Source organism: Pedobacter cryoconitis (assembly GCF_014200605.1).
Taxonomy (GTDB): domain Bacteria; phylum Bacteroidota; class Bacteroidia; order Sphingobacteriales; family Sphingobacteriaceae; genus Pedobacter; species Pedobacter cryoconitis_B.
In genome coordinates, this window is the sequence record NZ_JACHCE010000004.1 from 182,539 (window position 1) to 199,521 (window position 16,983).

General features: G+C 37.7%; 17 protein-coding genes. 5 read left to right on the forward strand and 12 right to left on the reverse strand.

The genetic code is table 11. The features are described 5' to 3' along the window. Positions 1–75 precede the first annotated feature (75 nt). Entirely contained in the window at positions 76–279 is a 204-nt protein-coding gene (locus HDE68_RS14045) for a hypothetical protein (protein ID WP_183882851.1), read from the forward strand. Here HDE68_RS14045 and HDE68_RS14050 read toward each other — a convergent pair. Both HDE68_RS14050 and HDE68_RS14055 read right to left on the reverse strand, forming a co-directional pair. Then, positions 276–950 carry a class I SAM-dependent methyltransferase gene (locus HDE68_RS14050; protein WP_183882852.1) on the reverse strand — a complete coding sequence of 225 codons (675 nt, stop codon included), beginning with the start codon at positions 948–950 and terminating at the stop codon, positions 276–278. The genes HDE68_RS14045 and HDE68_RS14050 overlap by 4 nt on opposite strands. Positions 951–1,146: 196 nt before the next feature. Next, on the reverse strand, positions 1,147–1,623 hold the full coding sequence (locus HDE68_RS14055) for a GAF domain-containing protein (RefSeq protein ID WP_183882853.1): 477 nt from the start codon (positions 1,621–1,623) through the stop codon (positions 1,147–1,149). Between the two features lie 163 nt (positions 1,624–1,786). Between HDE68_RS14055 and HDE68_RS14060 the strand changes: the two genes are divergently transcribed. Next, a complete protein-coding gene (locus HDE68_RS14060) occupies positions 1,787–2,038 on the forward strand; it encodes a hypothetical protein (protein WP_183882854.1) in 252 nt (83 codons plus the stop codon). A gap of 303 nt (positions 2,039–2,341) precedes the next feature. Here HDE68_RS14060 and HDE68_RS14065 read toward each other — a convergent pair whose 3' ends face one another. The 6 genes from HDE68_RS14065 to HDE68_RS14090 form a co-directional block, all read right to left on the reverse strand. Further along, positions 2,342–4,336 (reverse strand): sensor histidine kinase, encoded by a 1,995-nt coding sequence (locus HDE68_RS14065; RefSeq protein WP_183882855.1) that lies wholly within the window; start codon positions 4,334–4,336, stop codon positions 2,342–2,344. Between the two features lie 251 nt (positions 4,337–4,587). Next, entirely contained in the window at positions 4,588–5,571 is a 984-nt protein-coding gene (gene nrdF, locus HDE68_RS14070; RefSeq protein WP_183882856.1) for a class 1b ribonucleoside-diphosphate reductase subunit beta, read from the reverse strand. A gap of 40 nt (positions 5,572–5,611) precedes the next feature. Continuing rightward, positions 5,612–7,702 (reverse strand): class 1b ribonucleoside-diphosphate reductase subunit alpha, encoded by a 2,091-nt coding sequence (nrdE, locus tag HDE68_RS14075; protein WP_183882857.1) that lies wholly within the window; start codon positions 7,700–7,702, stop codon positions 5,612–5,614. 4 nt (positions 7,703–7,706) lie between these two features. Next, positions 7,707–8,069 (reverse strand): class Ib ribonucleoside-diphosphate reductase assembly flavoprotein NrdI, encoded by a 363-nt coding sequence (nrdI, locus tag HDE68_RS14080; protein WP_183882858.1) that lies wholly within the window; start codon positions 8,067–8,069, stop codon positions 7,707–7,709. Between the two features lie 21 nt (positions 8,070–8,090). Beyond that, on the reverse strand, positions 8,091–8,333 hold the full coding sequence (locus tag HDE68_RS14085) for a thioredoxin family protein (RefSeq protein WP_183882859.1): 243 nt from the start codon (positions 8,331–8,333) through the stop codon (positions 8,091–8,093). A 306-nt stretch (positions 8,334–8,639) separates the two neighbouring features. Continuing rightward, a complete protein-coding gene (locus tag HDE68_RS14090; protein WP_183882860.1) occupies positions 8,640–9,461 on the reverse strand; it encodes a hypothetical protein in 822 nt (273 codons plus the stop codon). 280 nt (positions 9,462–9,741) lie between these two features. Here HDE68_RS14090 and HDE68_RS14095 point away from each other — a divergent pair, with 280 nt between their 5' ends. Beyond that, positions 9,742–9,981: a hypothetical protein gene (locus HDE68_RS14095; RefSeq protein ID WP_183882861.1), complete on the forward strand. Its 240-nt coding sequence runs from the start codon at positions 9,742–9,744 to the stop codon at positions 9,979–9,981. 291 nt (positions 9,982–10,272) lie between these two features. Here the strand turns inward: HDE68_RS14095 and HDE68_RS14100 are convergent, their stop codons facing one another. The 4 genes from HDE68_RS14100 to HDE68_RS14115 are packed head-to-tail and all read right to left on the reverse strand — an operon-like array spanning position 10,273 to position 14,850. After that, on the reverse strand, positions 10,273–11,001 hold the full coding sequence (locus tag HDE68_RS14100; protein ID WP_183882862.1) for a (Fe-S)-binding protein: 729 nt from the start codon (positions 10,999–11,001) through the stop codon (positions 10,273–10,275). A 26-nt stretch (positions 11,002–11,027) separates the two neighbouring features. Then, on the reverse strand, positions 11,028–11,741 hold the full coding sequence (locus tag HDE68_RS14105; protein WP_183882863.1) for a head GIN domain-containing protein: 714 nt from the start codon (positions 11,739–11,741) through the stop codon (positions 11,028–11,030). Between the two features lie 16 nt (positions 11,742–11,757). Next, the gene (locus HDE68_RS14110; protein WP_183882864.1) at positions 11,758–13,650 is read right to left on the reverse strand and encodes an ATP-dependent DNA helicase RecQ; all 1,893 of its coding nucleotides are present in this window, start codon (positions 13,648–13,650) and stop codon (positions 11,758–11,760) included. Positions 13,651–13,659: 9 nt separating this feature from the next. Further along, positions 13,660–14,850 carry an NAD(P)/FAD-dependent oxidoreductase gene (locus HDE68_RS14115; RefSeq protein ID WP_183882865.1) on the reverse strand — a complete coding sequence of 397 codons (1,191 nt, stop codon included), beginning with the start codon at positions 14,848–14,850 and terminating at the stop codon, positions 13,660–13,662. A gap of 173 nt (positions 14,851–15,023) precedes the next feature. Between HDE68_RS14115 and HDE68_RS14120 the strand changes: the two genes are divergently transcribed. Next, positions 15,024–16,163, forward strand: a complete 1,140-nt coding sequence (locus tag HDE68_RS14120; RefSeq protein ID WP_183882866.1) for a 5-(carboxyamino)imidazole ribonucleotide synthase — start codon at positions 15,024–15,026, stop codon at positions 16,161–16,163. Next, on the forward strand, positions 16,163–16,651 hold the full coding sequence (gene purE, locus HDE68_RS14125; RefSeq protein WP_183882867.1) for a 5-(carboxyamino)imidazole ribonucleotide mutase: 489 nt from the start codon (positions 16,163–16,165) through the stop codon (positions 16,649–16,651). The genes HDE68_RS14120 and purE overlap by 1 nt, the downstream gene beginning before the upstream one ends. Positions 16,652–16,983: the final 332 nt, after the last annotated feature.

Consider the following 16,983-nt stretch of genomic DNA (forward strand, 5'->3'; position numbering starts at 1 on the left):
ACATCTTTAACAAGTAAACGCGGGACAAGGTCTCAAAACGCCTTCTCCTGCGTAAAAACAACAGACAAGAAGAACATGACATCAATCACTCCTGTTTTTAGAATATTTGATTACGCTAAAGCAATTGAATTCTACATAGACTGGCCTGGTTTTTCGATTGACAGTATTCTTTTAAACCTGTCCGAACATCATGGAGACTGCACTCCTGGTGCAAGTGCCTGTATTGATGGTTTTGAAAATCTGCAAGATTACCACCATTTACTGATTAAAAAGAGTTAAATCAGGGGCTTTACAGCGTTGATAATTATAATATCACGCTCCACATCCATACCAGCATTGCTTCTCACCTTTTCGGTCTGAAGATTTACGCTCCTGATTTTAAAACCACTGCTAAGTAACAACTCTTCTGCTTCCTGCTGACTATATAGCTGAAAATCATATTGTGTAAAAGGGAGTTTCTCCATGAATTCACGTGATCCGAAGGTCAAACTAAATAGGCCACCAGGTTTAAGTACTCTTAAAATTTCGGCAGCATAAGCTTTGGGATTCCTCCAGAAATACAATGTATTCACCGTAAATATCCTGGTAAAAAAATCAGCCGCAAAATTCAGCTTTTCTCCATCTGACAAAGAGAAATCAGCCCTGCCCGATGTTACAAATGACTCGTTTAATTTGACAGCTTCACTGATCATCAGGGAGGAAATATCAACCCCGTAATAAAGTAAATACTTAATATCTTTTAAAAGCTGGATAACATGAGAGCCATTGCCCGGCCCGATTTCCAATACAACATCATTAGGTTTCAGATTCAGTTCCGAAATAGTCAGTGTAATCATATTGCCATTATTAATAGCCATTGATTCAGCTGTCCTTAATCCCTTATCTCCGCTTGGGCAACCTAATTGACCTGCTATTTCCTTAAAATCTGGCTTATTAGGAGTTTCAGACATGTTTTTACCGATTATGTTTAGAATTCTTTAGGATTTGTACCTGTATTACCCGTGCTCTTTTGCACGGGTAACCAGGATTTAATAAATATTAAGAACACAGTATTTCCCTGCTTTGGTAGCACAAAGGTACATTATTTAGAATCATTCTACACTAATTAAATCTTTGTTACACTTTGATGACAAAGAAACCTGAAACCTATAACTGAATCAGATTAATGATCTGGTTTAAGTAAACTTTATCAGTTTCATCAAATTGAGAAAGATCGGCACTATCTGCATCAAGCACTCCGATCACTACATCTCCACTGAACAGTGGTAAAACAATCTCTGACCTGGAAGCAGAGCTGCAGGCAATATGACCTGGAAATTTATCAACGTCTTCAACAATGATAGTTTCAGCGTCCTGCCATGCTTTACCACATACACCTTTTCCCAATTTTATTCTTGTACAAGCTACAGGCCCCTGAAAAGGCCCCAAAACCAATTCATCTTCTTTAACCAGGTAAAAGCCTACCCAAAGCCAATCAAACTGCTCTTTCAATGCGGCAGAGATATTTGCAAGATTCGCAGTTAGATCATCCTCTCCACGTATTAAAGCTTCAATCTGAGGTATCAGGGACTGATATTGTTCTTCTTTACTTTCAGTTTTTATAATTATTAAATCTTCTGCCATTTTCTATTTTATTTATGAAGGCTTAAAACTAAACAATCGGACATAAAACGATGTAAAGTATTCGTAATATTCCTTAAGTCATTTAAATTTATCTAATAATTTGTTTGTATTTATTTTTAGCTGCAACTTCGCCAGATTTAAAGCCATTAATTTAATTCGTCTTATGAGAGTAATTGCAGAACTGCCACATCCGGAATGTAAAATTACATTGTTCAATATGAACCAAAAATATATTGTCAAATTTGAGCAGGGAACTTTTGAACAGAGCTATAAATTATCTGAACTGGACTTGACAGGAGGTGGGGCAAATGAGATTTTCCAACTCCTTGACGAAACCTTTATTGCAACAGTTGTAGCCCGTTTCAAGGCTATGCGCTCAGATTTCTCCGCAGCCTATAAAAGACAGGAGTACTAGCTTAGATAAACATCATAAGTCACTGTAATACAGAGCTAATTTTACTTTCACAGAATAATATTCCGTATTTTAAGCCTTATTACAGTGATTTTAACAACTATTCAAATCCAAAAAAGAATAAAAACTTCAACACAACAATCTCAATAATAAGAAAAACAATAAGTTATAAATCATAACAATATTATATTCTGCGCCCATAAACTACAAAATATAATATTGTTTACCCTTAAACAAGTGTAATTGCTCTTATTTGATTTAATCAAAACGACCGGAATAACATAGGATTATTCTTCCTGAACTGAATTAGTTTTCTACTCGAAATTTAGGCAGATCGAAACACAAAACTACGCATCCGTCCACTTTACTCACCAGTAGCTGACCTTTATTTCTTTCTACAAAGTCTCTGCATAATTGCAATCCCAGACCTACCCCACGCTCGTTAGAAGTCCCGTAGGCAGGCTGTAAATTTGTATCCTCAGAGAGCCTGTCAATATTTACCGCCCCTAATACAGGATTGCTTACATCTATAAAAAGAGAGTGCTCATTACCGTATATCTTAATAGAAATATATGCGCCTAAAGGTGTAAACTTAATGGCATTATCAATCAGATTACGCATAACAAGATTAATCTGATTTAAATCTGCATAGACATCTGCATCCTCACTCACTTCAAGCTTTATTGCAATATCCTTTTTCACAATTAAAGGCTGATAAACCTGCATCAGCTCATTTGTCAGGTCAAGCATACTAAACTTTACAGGCTCGTTATTAATCCCCTTCAATTGACTTTGGGCCCAGTAAAGCAAGTTATTCAGTGTATTATGAATATGATCAAAACTTTTACGGCTGTCATTGAGCAGCATCTTAACTTCATCAAGCGACAACATATCAAGATCATTCAGGGAATATAAGCTGATCAGACTATTAAATGGACTACGCAAGTCATGTGCAATAATAGAAAACAGCCTGCTTTTATCCGTATTTGCTTCTTCAAGTGACTTGACAATCTTATTTAAAGCCCTGGTCCTTGATTCAACTATCTTCTCTAAACGCTCTTTCTGTGTTCTGATCAGGTACAGATTTTCTTCCTGCATCCTTAGCCTGTCAGACTGGATTGCCAGCCTTCCGGTATTCAGATCCTTTAGCCTATCTCCTAAAGCAAGGGAAAGCAAGAGCAATTCAAAAATAAAACCAAGGGGCGCAATATCCATCAATAACTCACTATAAACAAATACATTAGCAAAGCTCAGCACAACCCATACTGAAGTTAAACAAACGAATGCCCACGCAATTATATAATACAATGCTGGTTTATATCCTTTGAAATAAGCAATGAACCCTAAAAACCAAACTACCAGAGAGGTGGTTGCCGCTAACACCTGTACCAAAGCAGTACTATAAGATTTATAACCCAGTAAACAGATCAGCATGGTCAGCAGCCAGCAAACCATCAGCAATTGAATTATACGCTTTGATTGCGGCAATAGAACTGATAAATTCAGGAAGCTACATGAAAATGCGATTCCTGCGATACTGCCTAAGCTTATAAAAACATAAGGATAAGTATTGATAAAAATACGAAAGCTATCGCCTAAATAATACCCGTATCCCCTAAAATAACACACCATGTAGATAAAAAGAGATAGAATATAAACACTATAATAAAAATATGTTTTATCCTTTGATCGTATAAATACAAATAGATTAAAGAAGAACAGCGCACTTAATATCCCAATATAAACAGACTCTAAACGTTCCATCAAACTTAAGCCGCCGGCCAATCGCTCTGAAACAGTTATTTTCAGTGGAACAAGAAGAATATTATTAGTCTTCAATCTTAAGTATACAGTCTGTACAACAGAATTATAAACACTATCAGATAAAGTAAAAATATAATTAGTAGAACCAATTACTTCAGGGTTTTTCGGGGCAAGACTCCCTGTATGAATTTTAACAAATTTACCTGAATCTGCCGGCCTGTAAAAGTCTATATCATCTATACAGGAAGCATCAAGTACAAGATAAGCTTTACGATGAGTTTGATTCAGATAAGAGATTTTTATCCAGAAGGCAGACTTAGAATTTCCAAAATTAAGAATGTCTGCATCAGCTCTTAAAAACCTACCCTGATTATCTTTTTCTGTCACCTGGGCTATATCCAGAACCCCTTGTCGATCAACCAAATAACCAACTGATTTACCCAGGCTCTGGTAAGACAAATTACGATCAACAGTAATTACCTGACTGAAAACAGCTGTTGACAATAAAAACAGAAAGAAAAAGAGTGAAACGCGCATCAATTATTCTATCCGGCAAATGTAATGTAAATATATTTAAACAGAAATAGAATGCAAACAAGATTAACGCAACAATATAAATTATAAAAAGAAGAATGTTCTTTTAAGTGGTAACACACAAAACACTGAATAGCAATATATTATATAGATAAAAACCAAATTAACTGCACAAAAAAGCCCGGCTTAAAACCTGTGATTAAACTATTTTGAATAGAAAAATCAGGTTTAAAGCCGGGCCATAATATGTTATTTTAAAAAACAGGATCGGTATCCATTTGGAAATCTTCATCTCTCAAATAGAGTATTTCTGTACTTTTTTCATAGTTTGTTGACTTCTTAGAGAAGAAATCATGCTGAGTAGTCTCTCCATTTAAACCATTCAAAACTATAGAGTTAACAGCTTTTATCTCAAACAGCTCTTCAAAACCAAGGTTCATCATTGCCTTATTTGCGTTGTAACGGACATATTCTTTTACATCGGCAGTAAGACCTACTTCTGTATATAATTCATCTGTATACTTCAACTCATTTTCGTAAAGTTCCATTAACAGCTCAACAAGCTCTGCTTTGCTTTTTTCAGGATCAGGCAATTTCTTATAAACATCCTGTGCCAGTAATCCGACAAACACTCCATGAATGGATTCATCAGCAACGATTTTTTTGATAATATCAGCACTCGCTACCATCTGCCCCTGGCCAGCAAGCCACAAAGGCATAAAGAATCCGCTATAGAAAAGAAACGACTCTAATAACACAGATGCAGCAAGCCCCATAAATAAGTCTTCATTACTCACCTTAGCCGCATCCAGGCTTATGTAATACTTATCAATCGTAGCTGCCTTAAACTGAAGCAGTTTATTACTTTCTACCCATTCAAACAACTCATTGATCTCAGCAGTACTGTTTACTGTCGTAAAAATAGTAGAGTATGACTTGGCATGAATAGCCTCCATCATACACATAAAAGATAATACCGCTTTATTCTGTAATCCATCGATATGGTCCAGTAATTTAGGCATACCAGTATGACTCTGTATGGTATCAAGCAATGTTAAGCCGCCTAATGCCCTTTTATAAGCTTCCTGAATTTCGGGAGTTAAAGATTTCCAGCTATCTATATCTTTGGAAGGGATATATTCTGTATCTATCCAGAACTGGCGCAGGTTCTGCTCCCAGAACATGCCAGCATAATCATTTTCCGGGGTATTCCAGTTTACTGCTTTATATTGACTCATTTATGTCTGATTTAAATCTTATTATTTAATTGAATTCTGATTATACTGAACAAGAAACACATTCGTCAATCGAAGCTTTACGGGTACGGGTATAATACAAGGACTTTAAGCCCATTTTATGTGCGTAGATATAGTATTTTGCGATATCACGTGTACTATCCTTCGTATTGGTATGCAGAATAGTTGAAATACCCTGGTCCACATGCTTTTGAATCACTGAGATTAACCGTAGTACATTCTTCTGATCCATATCATAGGCAGATTTATAGAAGAAATAGTTATCATTATCCAGATAAGGCATTGGATAATAAGTCGTACTATCACCATACTCTCTCACCTCAATTACGTCCACTACAGGCATTACAGATGCCGTTGCGTTCATAATGTAGGATGTAGACTGATTAGGCGCTATAGCAAGCCTGTAAGCGTGATACAGCCCGTGTTCTTTAACTTCATTCATTAAAGCCGTCCAGTCTGCTGCCGAAGGAATAGTCATCCCTTCAAATAATACACTGATTTTATCATTTACAGGGGTAATATCTTTAGCGATATAAGAAGCAAAGTAGTTTCCATTTGCATATTCTGATTGCTCAAAACCTACAAAGGTCTCTTTTTTCTCTTTCGCAATCTCCATAGAGCTCTGGATAGAATAAAAGTTAACCATCATAAAGAAAACATTGCAAAAATCAAGCGCCTCTTTACTTTCGTACATTATGAAATTCTTAGCCAGGAACCCATGCAGGTTCATTGCTCCCAAACCAACACTATGCAGCTCTTTATTTGCTTTCTGAACCGAAGGTACCATAGCGATATTTGTCATATCAGAAACGACAGTAAGTGATCTCATAGCCGTTTTAACAGCTTCCTTAATCCTTTTATTGTCCATTACCGTAGCAATATTCAAAGAACCCAGATTACAGGAAATACCATAACGGATTTTGTCTTCCTTGCCATAAATCTCTATATCAGAAACTTCAGAGATCTGCATAATTTCTGTACACAGATTAGAAAACTTAACATTTCCAATCTCTTTTAGTGCATGCTCCCGGTTTGCATTACCTTTGAAAAACAGATAAGGGTAACCACTTTCCTTTTGGGTCTGTGCGATTTTCACCATCAGGTGACGGGCATTAATCTTTTTCTTCTTAACAAGCGGATTAGTTACGAGCTCTTCATACATCTCGTCCATATCCATTTCATCCAGATATTTACCATATTGTTTTAATACGGTATGCGGATGGAAGAGGTAACAAGCTTCGTCTTTTTCGGCCAGCTCCATGAATTTATCAGGAACAACTACGCCAATAGATAAAGATTTGATCCTTACTTTTTCGTCCACATTGATCTTTTTACAATCCAGGAACTCTTCAATATCAGTATGGAAAACATTCAGATATACCGCACCAGCACCCGGACGTTGTCCTAACTGGTTTGCATAAGAGAAAGTATCTTCCAGGATCTTCATAATTGGCAATACACCACCTGCACGTCCTTCAACATCTTTAATAGACTCTCCTCTGGCACGGATCTTAGACAAATTAAAAGATACACCACCACCAATAGAAGATAATTTCATTGCGGAATCTATCGCATAGCCAATACCATTCAGGTTATCACCTATTTCATCCAGAAAACATGAAACCAGCTCTCCTGAACGTTTTTTACCTGAATTTAAAAATGTTGGTGTTGCTGGCTGATACTCCTGATTAATCAGCATCTCGGCATATGATTTAGCCTGAGCTACATCTCCCCTTGCCAGAAACAAAGAAACCGCTACCACGCGATCTTCATAACGTTCCAGGAATTTCTCTCCGCTATCATCTCTCAGTGCATAACTCTGAAAGAATTTAAATGCGCTCATGAAAGATTGAAATCTGAATTTCTTCGCATAGACAAGGTCATAAACCTCTTCCATCTGCTCAAAAGTATACCATTGATAAAAATCAACGTAATATTCCTGCTCTATCAGGTAATCTATCTTCTCTTTTAAAGTATAAAAGAAAACAGTGTTTTTATTTACATAATCCAAAAAATAGGAGCGAACAGCTTCTTTATCTTTATGAAGGCTGAATTCGTCGTCCTTTTTAACCATGATCTCATTGTTCAATAAGATCCATTTTTTCGTTACCATATCGTTAGCCCTCTATTTTATCTATAAATTTTTGGATATCTGCCATTGTTCCCGAAAGCTCAAACTGTATCAGGACCGGTAATTTAAACTGATCCGATATTCTGGTGGCTGCCATAGCATAATTGGGTCCCCAGTTTTTGTTTCCGCTGGACGAAATAGATTTGATCATACTACTGTTGTCATTCAGAAAACGTAAGGTAGAAAGTGGAACTTCTCCAAATCCTGTGGTATACGTAATCAGATGTCCTTCGTGTAATGGCTGCAAAGCCTCATCTATTTTTTGGATAGTCCAGTCGCGGTGTAACTTCAAACGGTTTACAAATCGCTCAACATTACCGGTTTTGCTGTCGTAATAAATCCAGGTCATCAGCTGTGGATTATTAAAGACCTAAACTGCTACCAGTATAGATAATTCTTCGGGCTTAAAACCTATTACTCTGGAAAGCTCCTGCTCCTGTTCTAATAAAATTACTGTCGGTACTGACCGAACCCGGAACTGCATAGCTAGCTCAGGCTGGTTGAAAGGATTAATAGTTTCATAGATAACACCTTTTCTATCAAGATATTCTGAAACCATATTGCATGGACTGCAATCGTCTTTCTCAAATTTGATTATTCTTTTTGTGCTCATTTTGAAGGTTTTTATGTAAATCAGCCCTCTTGCCGACCTATTTTAGCGGAGCTCAAAAATGCAAATTTCTACTTAGACAGATTCTAAATGTTATCAACACCGGTGGAAAAGAGAGTAATAATTATGACCGATTATCTACTGAAAAACCAATTATATTAAGTAAACTATAGGAACGTTTTTTTGCAATTCGCTAACATGAAGAACATTGCGATTTATTTTACATCCACTGAATGATTGCACACCTGGCCTGTTCATTTTATGGATAACTTATTCATTTTCCTGGAATCAATTATTTGATAATTTTTATTAATTCCAGGAACCAATCCTTGAAAAATGGATCTGTTTTCTGCGCGACTCCAACTTATCCCGCAGCTGTCCGCGGGAAATCGTTGTGATATTTTCAGGCAGGCCGACTTCCTTTGTATCTACCTCTTTGTAACGTATACTTTTAGCTTCGATTCTTGTCCCTTTACCTTCAATTGCAAGCACTGTTCCTGCTGTCCATAAAACCGGGTTTGGAGAAAAGTCAAAACCCAGCTCATCGGTATACCATAAAATAACCTCATCAGTTATCTCCTTTTCCATTCCCTGAATTTTACGTTTTACTGTCGTCATCGCAGTAACCTTATGACATTTGAACCCTAAGATATCTCTCCTCTCATCAGACTTGATATATTCAATTGCAGGAGCCGGATGAAGTGTACCGAAACCTACTACAGGCGGCATACCCAGCGTATCTTCCATTAAAAAAAGCGTATCATTCAAATCGAAAGCCTGTGTCAGCCTGTGGTCTTTAAAATCATAATAATAATCCTTACTGATACCCCCGCCAAAAACCCCTAATCCACCGTAACGGATCCCACTGCCACGTCCATTATTATTGATTTTTGGATCAGCAGCCTGTTTATAACTGGCCTTATCCGTATTAAATAACAACTCAAAGCTGGTTACTGAACTTTTTGGTATTCTCGCAGTAGCCTCCTGACTCAGTTTTATTCCATTTGCTGCGGTAAGTGCAGCAGGATCAAAAGTACTCTCAAATTGTATCGCTCCCGATCTCCCTGGCTGTGCCTGAACCTGAGCTGAAAATGCAAACAGGCCAAGTACAGCAATAAATATTTGTTTCATATCTGCTTTACAAATGCAAAAACAGTGCTAATCATAGCTATTAAAATGTTAAAAAAGGTTAAAAATTTTGGGGGTTCACACCATTTAAATTTCTTTAGCTTAATACTGAAAAACAAAAACCAAATATCCTATCAAACTTCATTTATCAACATTTACCATGATCAGCATGCTTTTGCTGATAACCGTATAATGTAAAAAAACGCAGGAACAGCCCGAAAAAACTGTAAGTACTGCTTAGGGAATTAACAAAGAACAGGTCAGGGTACTGACAACAACTTCGATGGAAAAGGAAATTAATTTACCCTTCAGCGCAGGATCAGCAAGGGGCACCCAGCCTCCTGTTCTATTTGTGCATGGCTTTCTCGGATTTGGCCCGGATGAAGCCTTCGGGGCTTTTCATTATTGGGGAGGTCTTACAGATATCATTAAAGATTTAAATAACCAGGGTATCGGAATAGGTACATTGATTGATATTAAACCGTTTTACAGGAACCTTGCCCGGCTGACTACGTCTATCTGACAGAACAAAAACCAGAGACAGGTGTCATCATTGATTGAAGTAAAATATTACAATATCTAAATAAGACACTAAATAACAGCAATATATTAACCACCAATAATATTAAAGGGTTTAATTAAAAACAAACACCTCGTCTAAAAAAAACATCTTCTAAAAAAAGCAGTATTACAATCGCAAGAATTGAAGAAACTAATTTGTAAGTATTTTTAAGCGAAACAAATCATATTTTCTTTCTGATAGCTTTCCTGTCAGAAAGAAAACTGACGATTTGCAGCTCAAAAGATTTACAAATTAATATTCGAGCCAGCCGTTTGCGAGAACATCAGCAAGATGCATCGTTTTAATAGGGAGATTGTTTTTATCAATATATCCCTGCAAATGCATCAGGCATGATAAATCTGTAGAAATGATATAATCAGCATCCTGATCCAGCGCATGATTTACTTTCTGTTCTGCCATTGCAGAAGAAATTGCATCAAATTTAACGGCAAAAGTACCTCCAAACCCGCAGCACATATCTGTATCTTTCATTTCCAGCATTTCCAGGCCATGAACTTTTTCCAGCAGTAACCGGGGCTCCTCTTTAATCTTACATTCTCTTAAACCACTGCAGGAGTCATGATAAACAGCTTTACCTTCCAGTTCTGCACCAAAATAGTCCTTCTTAACTACATTAATTAAAAAGTCTGAAAGTTCAAAAATATTTCCCTGCAGCGTTCTGCATTTATTATGTACGTTGGAATTAGTAAAAAGATCATTGAACCCGTTTTTCACCATACCTACACAAGAGGCGGATGGTGCTACAATATAATTTGCACCAGAGAAATCATTCAGAAACTTTGTACCTGTCTGTTTTGCTTCCTGCCAGTATCCGGCATTATAAGCAGGCTGACCGCAGCAGGTCTGCCCGGGATTATAATTTACCTCACACCCCGCTTTTTCAAGAAGTTTAACCGTACTAAAAGCCGTTTCAGGGTATAACTGATCTACAAAACAGGGAATAAATAATTCTACTTTCATTAAAAAATATTAGGATCTTAAATGTATTAATTCACTTTCTCCAGCTTGGCAACACCAGATTTATCTTCATTTACTTTTTTAGGATTTCCCTTGTAGTAGATGGTTGTAGCCCCCGAAGTTTTTGCTTTAAGCTCATTGAGCACATTAATATTCAGCTTACCTACTCCTTCAACATTCAGGTCGTAAATACCTGTAATAAAATCAAATGCATTCATTTGTATTACACCTTTACTCTTCACCTGGTGTACTCCGGCCTGTCCGATCAGATTGATATGCGCATCACCATCAGTAGTGGTAGTCAGTTTGGCAGCATTCAATTCCAGGTTAAGTATAGTTGCTCCTGATGATTTCACATCAAGATCATTGACATTGATTCTGGAAGAAGTATAAATATGACTTGCCCCTTTTGCTTCAAGGGTTTTAAGTTCCCCTATTCCGGCACTGACGATAATAGAGTCTTTTCCACAATATCTTTTAGGGTCCAATTCTATAACCAGACCATTTTTATTGACCCCGGCCTTAATCAGGTTGATTACATTAGAATCTGCCTGTATATTAACTTTGAAACTGCTATCCTGACGCATAATCAGTTTCACAGGACCACTGACTACAATTTCATTATAAGGTTTTACGGTAAACTCTTTAGTAGAATGCAGACCAGAATCTTCTACACATTTCGTTTCACATGCTGTAAAAAGTAAGGGTAGGGCTAAGCTAAACAGGAATAATTTCTTCATCATAATTTTTCAAGGTTTGTCAAAGGTAATAGTTTTTGCCGTCTGTTTTAATTTTACCTGCATCTAACAGCTCACGGATACGGTTTAGCTTGTCCTGATCGGTACCCGTTCTGATCTGATTAATCAAATCGTCAAGTACCCGCGGTTCGGTCTGAACCAGTGTTGCGATTTCAAAATCAATCTTATCTTCCAGTTCTGCAAGATCTTCATTTCTTTTTTGTGCCAGACAAACATCACATACACCGCACTGTTCTGCATTAGGCTCATCAAAATAAGATAATAACTGGATACTTCTGCAAATAAATGTATCTGCATAAGCCAGTACCGCGCTAATCTGCTCAGATTGTATCTTCTTTCTAAGTTCTATATACTTTACATCCGTATCCAGATGAAGCAGGTCTACCCGGGCCAGAATAAACTGTAATTGTGGTTGATCTGTTTGTGGAAGATAAGAAATCAATCCCTGATCCTGCAAGTTATTCAACTGTCTTACCACGTCATTAAATGATATCTTTAATCTTTTGGCAATATCACTTTCACTAATATTAGCATAATGATCGAACATTCCGCCATAAGATCTTAACACAGTCTTAATCAGCGGATCATAACCTGAGTTTTCAATCTGAAATCTGTAAACATCCTCATTACCAGCGGTAAAAAGCACACGGGAAGGTAAAAATATATTTTCCGAAAGCGTGATATAACCATCATGTTCCAGAAATTTCAAGGCGCCCATAGTCTTAATCACCCCCAGCTTAAACCTTTTACAGAAATCTGCCAGGTCAAAACTAAAGTTGACCCCCGCTCCTGCACCATAGGCCAGTTGAAAATAACTTCCCAGGTAATGATAGGTTTTTTTAATCTCCTCAACCGACGGAAAACTATCTGTATATTTTGCTTTCAGGGCTAGCTGATCTGATTTATTGGCAAGTAAAACAGCAAAAGCCCTTTTTCCGTCCCGGCCTCCGCGTCCGGCTTCCTGATAATAGGCCTCCAGACTTTCGGGAAGGTCAAGATGGACCACAAAACGTACATCAGGTTTATCTATTCCCATTCCAAAGGCGTTGGTAGCCACCATTACCCGGATTTTATTCTGTTTCCAAGCCTCTTGTTTTTTGGAACGTTCATCTTTCTCTATCCCTGCATGATAAAAATCTGCAGCAATCTGATTTCTTTTCAAAAAAAGAGCGACTTCCGAAGTCTCCCTCCTGTTACGTACATATACCAGTCCACTGCCTTTTACATTCGTAACAATATCAATCAGTTTTTTATATTTATCTTCCAGACCAAAAACTACATAACTCAGATTCTTGCGGGCAAAACTCTGCACAAAGATTTCCGGCTCTTTAAGTGTTAATTTATCTACGATATCCTGCCTCACAAAAGCTGTGGCAGTTGCTGTTAATGCAATAAAGGGCACCTCAGGATGAATTTCTCTTAATGTAGTGATCTGCATGTATGAAGGCCTGAAATCATAACCCCACTGAGAAATACAATGTGCTTCATCAATAGCAAAGAGGTTGACATTCATATAAGAGATCCGCGTTCTGACCAGATCAGAGAGCAATCGTTCGGGAGACAGGTAAAGGAATTTTACAGGGCCATAGATACAGTTATCTAATAAGATATCTATTTCTCTTTTCCCCATTCCGGCATAGATAGCTACAGCATTGATACCTTTTGCCTTTAAATTTTCCACCTGATCTTTCATCAGGGCAATAAGCGGCGAAACAACAATACAAATCCCTTCTTTCACCATTGCAGGGACCTGGAAACATAAAGATTTCCCTCCTCCTGTAGGCAATAGTGCCATCACATCCTTACCTTCCAATACTGCCTGGATAATATCCTGCTGTAAAGGTCTGAATGAATTAAATCCCCAATATTGTTTTAAAATATCTGTTTCGTTCATAAATATGCCCTAAATACCCTGAGCAATTACAAAGCCACAAGCCCATGCCCATTGAAAATTATATCCGCCAAGCCAGCCTGTAACATCTACACATTCCCCTCCAAAGTATAATCCGGGCATTTTTTTACATTCAAGCGTTTTAGAAGATAACTCATTTGTATCTATTCCACCCCGCATAACCTCTGCTTTATCATAACCTTTATCGCCAGCTGGTTTAACTTTAAACAAGTGGATGGTCTGATGGATCAGCTCCAGTTCACTTTTGGTCAATGATGCTACCTGCTTATCTACAGGCAGATATTTGCTCATTGCATCCGTAAACTTCTTTGCGTAATATCTATTCATCAAGGTAGACAATAATGTCTTTCCATTGTATTTTCTTTCTTCTTCGAGTAATGCTGTGATATCATGATGAGGCAGCAGGTTAATATTTATACTTTCTCCCGGACGCCAGTAGGATGATATTTGTAAAATTGCCGGACCGCTTAACCCCCAGTGGGTAAACAGTATATTCTCTTCAAATGATATTCTATCATTGCTGACCTCGCAAAAAACTGAATTCCCTGATAGTTGTGCATACCAGTCTTCTTCTTTTCCGGTAATCGTCAGCGGAACTAAAGCCGGCGCAGTATCTATAATATTTAACCCGTTTTTACGGGCGAAACGTAAAGCAAAATCTGTTGCCCCCATCTTTGGAATCGGCAATCCGCCAGTGGCAATGACTAATTTCTGCGTATTTAAAGTATATGTTTTTCCTGACTGCTGATAAGTAACCGTATAAGAACCGTCATTTTGTATAATATCAGTTACATCTGCACTGCATTTTATTTCTTGTCCGAAGTCTTCACATACCCCTGTTAATACATCGACAATATCTTTTGCATTCTTATCTTCCGGAAACAATTGTCCCAGTGTTTTTTCTTTCCCACTAATCCCGTAAGTTTCAAAAAAACTGATCGTATCTGCAACCGTCCATTGCGTAAAGGCCGATTTACTAAAATGTTTGTTTCCTGAAATGAATTGTTCGTCGGTAGCGAACAGGTTGGTATAGTTGCATCTACCGCCACCGGAGATCAATATTTTGGCTCCTGCCTTACTCCCTTTTTCCAGTATAATCACTTTCTTACCCAAGTATCCGGCTTGCACTGCACACATCAATCCGCATGCACCCGCCCCAATTATTATAGCATCAGCCTCCATCAAATCCGTTTATATTGTTATTTTTGTGCAAAATAAAGCCTGTTAATTTTACATGATATTCTGGTGGCCTTCCTTCCTGAATATAATTTGACGAAGTTGCAGCTAAAAAGAAGCATAAACAAATTATCAGGTAAATTTTAAACAGACGTAAAAGCATATATTTATATATAGACATGGCAAAACAAATAAGTGAGTTAAAATTAGGTATTCTGGGCGGTGGACAATTAGGGCGAATGTTAATTCAGGAAGCCATTAATTACAATCTGACTACGCTGGTTCTGGATCCTGATCATGACGCTCCCTGTAAACATCTGGCAAACTACTTTGAATGCGGTTCTATTACTGATTTCGACACCGTATATAAGTTTGGCAAAAAAGCAGATGTAATCACTATTGAAATTGAAAAAGTAAATATCGAAGCTCTGGAGCAATTGGAGAAAGAAGGTAAACTGGTATTTCCACAAGCCAGGGTAATCCGCTTAATTCAGGATAAAGGTATTCAGAAGCAGTTTTTCAAAGAGAATGATATTCCTACAGCCCCATTTCAATTAGCTAACACTAAAGAAGATTTGTTAAATTCAAGTTTTTCATTCCCATACATGCTTAAACAGCGTAAAGATGGTTATGATGGCAAGGGTGTAATGAGAATTAACAATATCGCTGATCTGGATAACGCTTTTGACAGCCCCTGCCTAATTGAGGAACTTGTTGATTTTGAAAAAGAAATCGCAGTTATTGTATCGAGAAATTCTAATGGCGACGTGAAGACCTTCCCAATGGTGGAAATGGAATTCAACGCGGAAGCGAATCTTGTGGAGTTTTTAATTTCTCCTTCTACTTATCCTGATCATGTACAGGAAAGAGCAGAATCGATTGCCAAAAAGATCGCTGCTGCTTTAAATATAACTGGCCTGCTGGCAGTAGAAATGTTTATCACTAAGGATGGACAGATTCTTGTTAATGAGCTGGCACCAAGACCTCATAACAGTGGACACCATACTATAGAGGGCAATTATGTGTCTCAGTTTGATCAGCATTTACGTTCTGTTTGTAATTTGCCCCTGGGCGATACACGTGCGATTAATAATGCAGTGATGCTGAATGTACTGGGTGAAAAAGGACATGACGGGGTAGCAAAATACCAGGGCCTTGAAAAGATTATGGCGATAGATGGTGTTTATGTACACCTTTATGGTAAAAAATATACGAAGCCTTTCCGCAAGATGGGACATATCACTATTGTTGACCAAAACAGGGAAGCGGCTATTGAAAAGGCTAATTTTATTAAAGAAACACTAAAAGTAATATCTTAATGAGCGCAAAGGTAGGGATTATAATGGGCAGCAAATCTGATTTAAATATCATGAATGATGCTGCTGATATTTTAAAGGAATTTGGAGTTGAATTTGAAATGACGGTGGTTTCAGCTCACCGTACTCCCGAAAGAATGTTCAGCTATGCAAAGGAAGCTGCTTCAAGAGGGCTAAAGGTTATTATCGCTGGTGCTGGTGGCGCCGCTCATTTACCTGGTATGGTAGCTTCAATTACTGTTTTACCAGTTATCGGAGTGCCGGTAAAGAGTTCTAATAGTATTGATGGATGGGATTCGATTTTGTCGATTCTGCAAATGCCAAACGGAATTCCCGTAGCTACGGTTGCACTGAATGCAGCGAAGAACGCAGGTTTGTTAGCAGTACAGATTTTATCTGCTGGGGATGATAGTTTGGCGGTTAAGATGCAAGGGTATAAGGATGAGTTGAGGAAAAAGGTCGAAGAGTCAGCCACTGAGCTGGGATCTTAAAAAATAGATTAAAAAAACCGCTTATGGGTCTGACGGAGACGCTCCTGAATTGGAGCTAACACCACCAGACCCATAAGCGGTTTTTTTAATGCCAATGGTTTTTTCAATCCTGGCTGGCGTTCTTGGAAAATAGGTTAGATAGGTTATTTGTTAACGCACTTAGATAATGTTATTTGTTAACGACTTTAGATAATACGCTTTGTTATTTCCTGTAAATGAAGATATTTGTTAACGCCCTCAGGCAATACTCTTGTTAGTTCCCTTGGATAAGGTTTTTGTCAGCGACCTCAGACAATGCTCTTGTTAGCTCCCTTGAATAAGGTTTTTGTCAG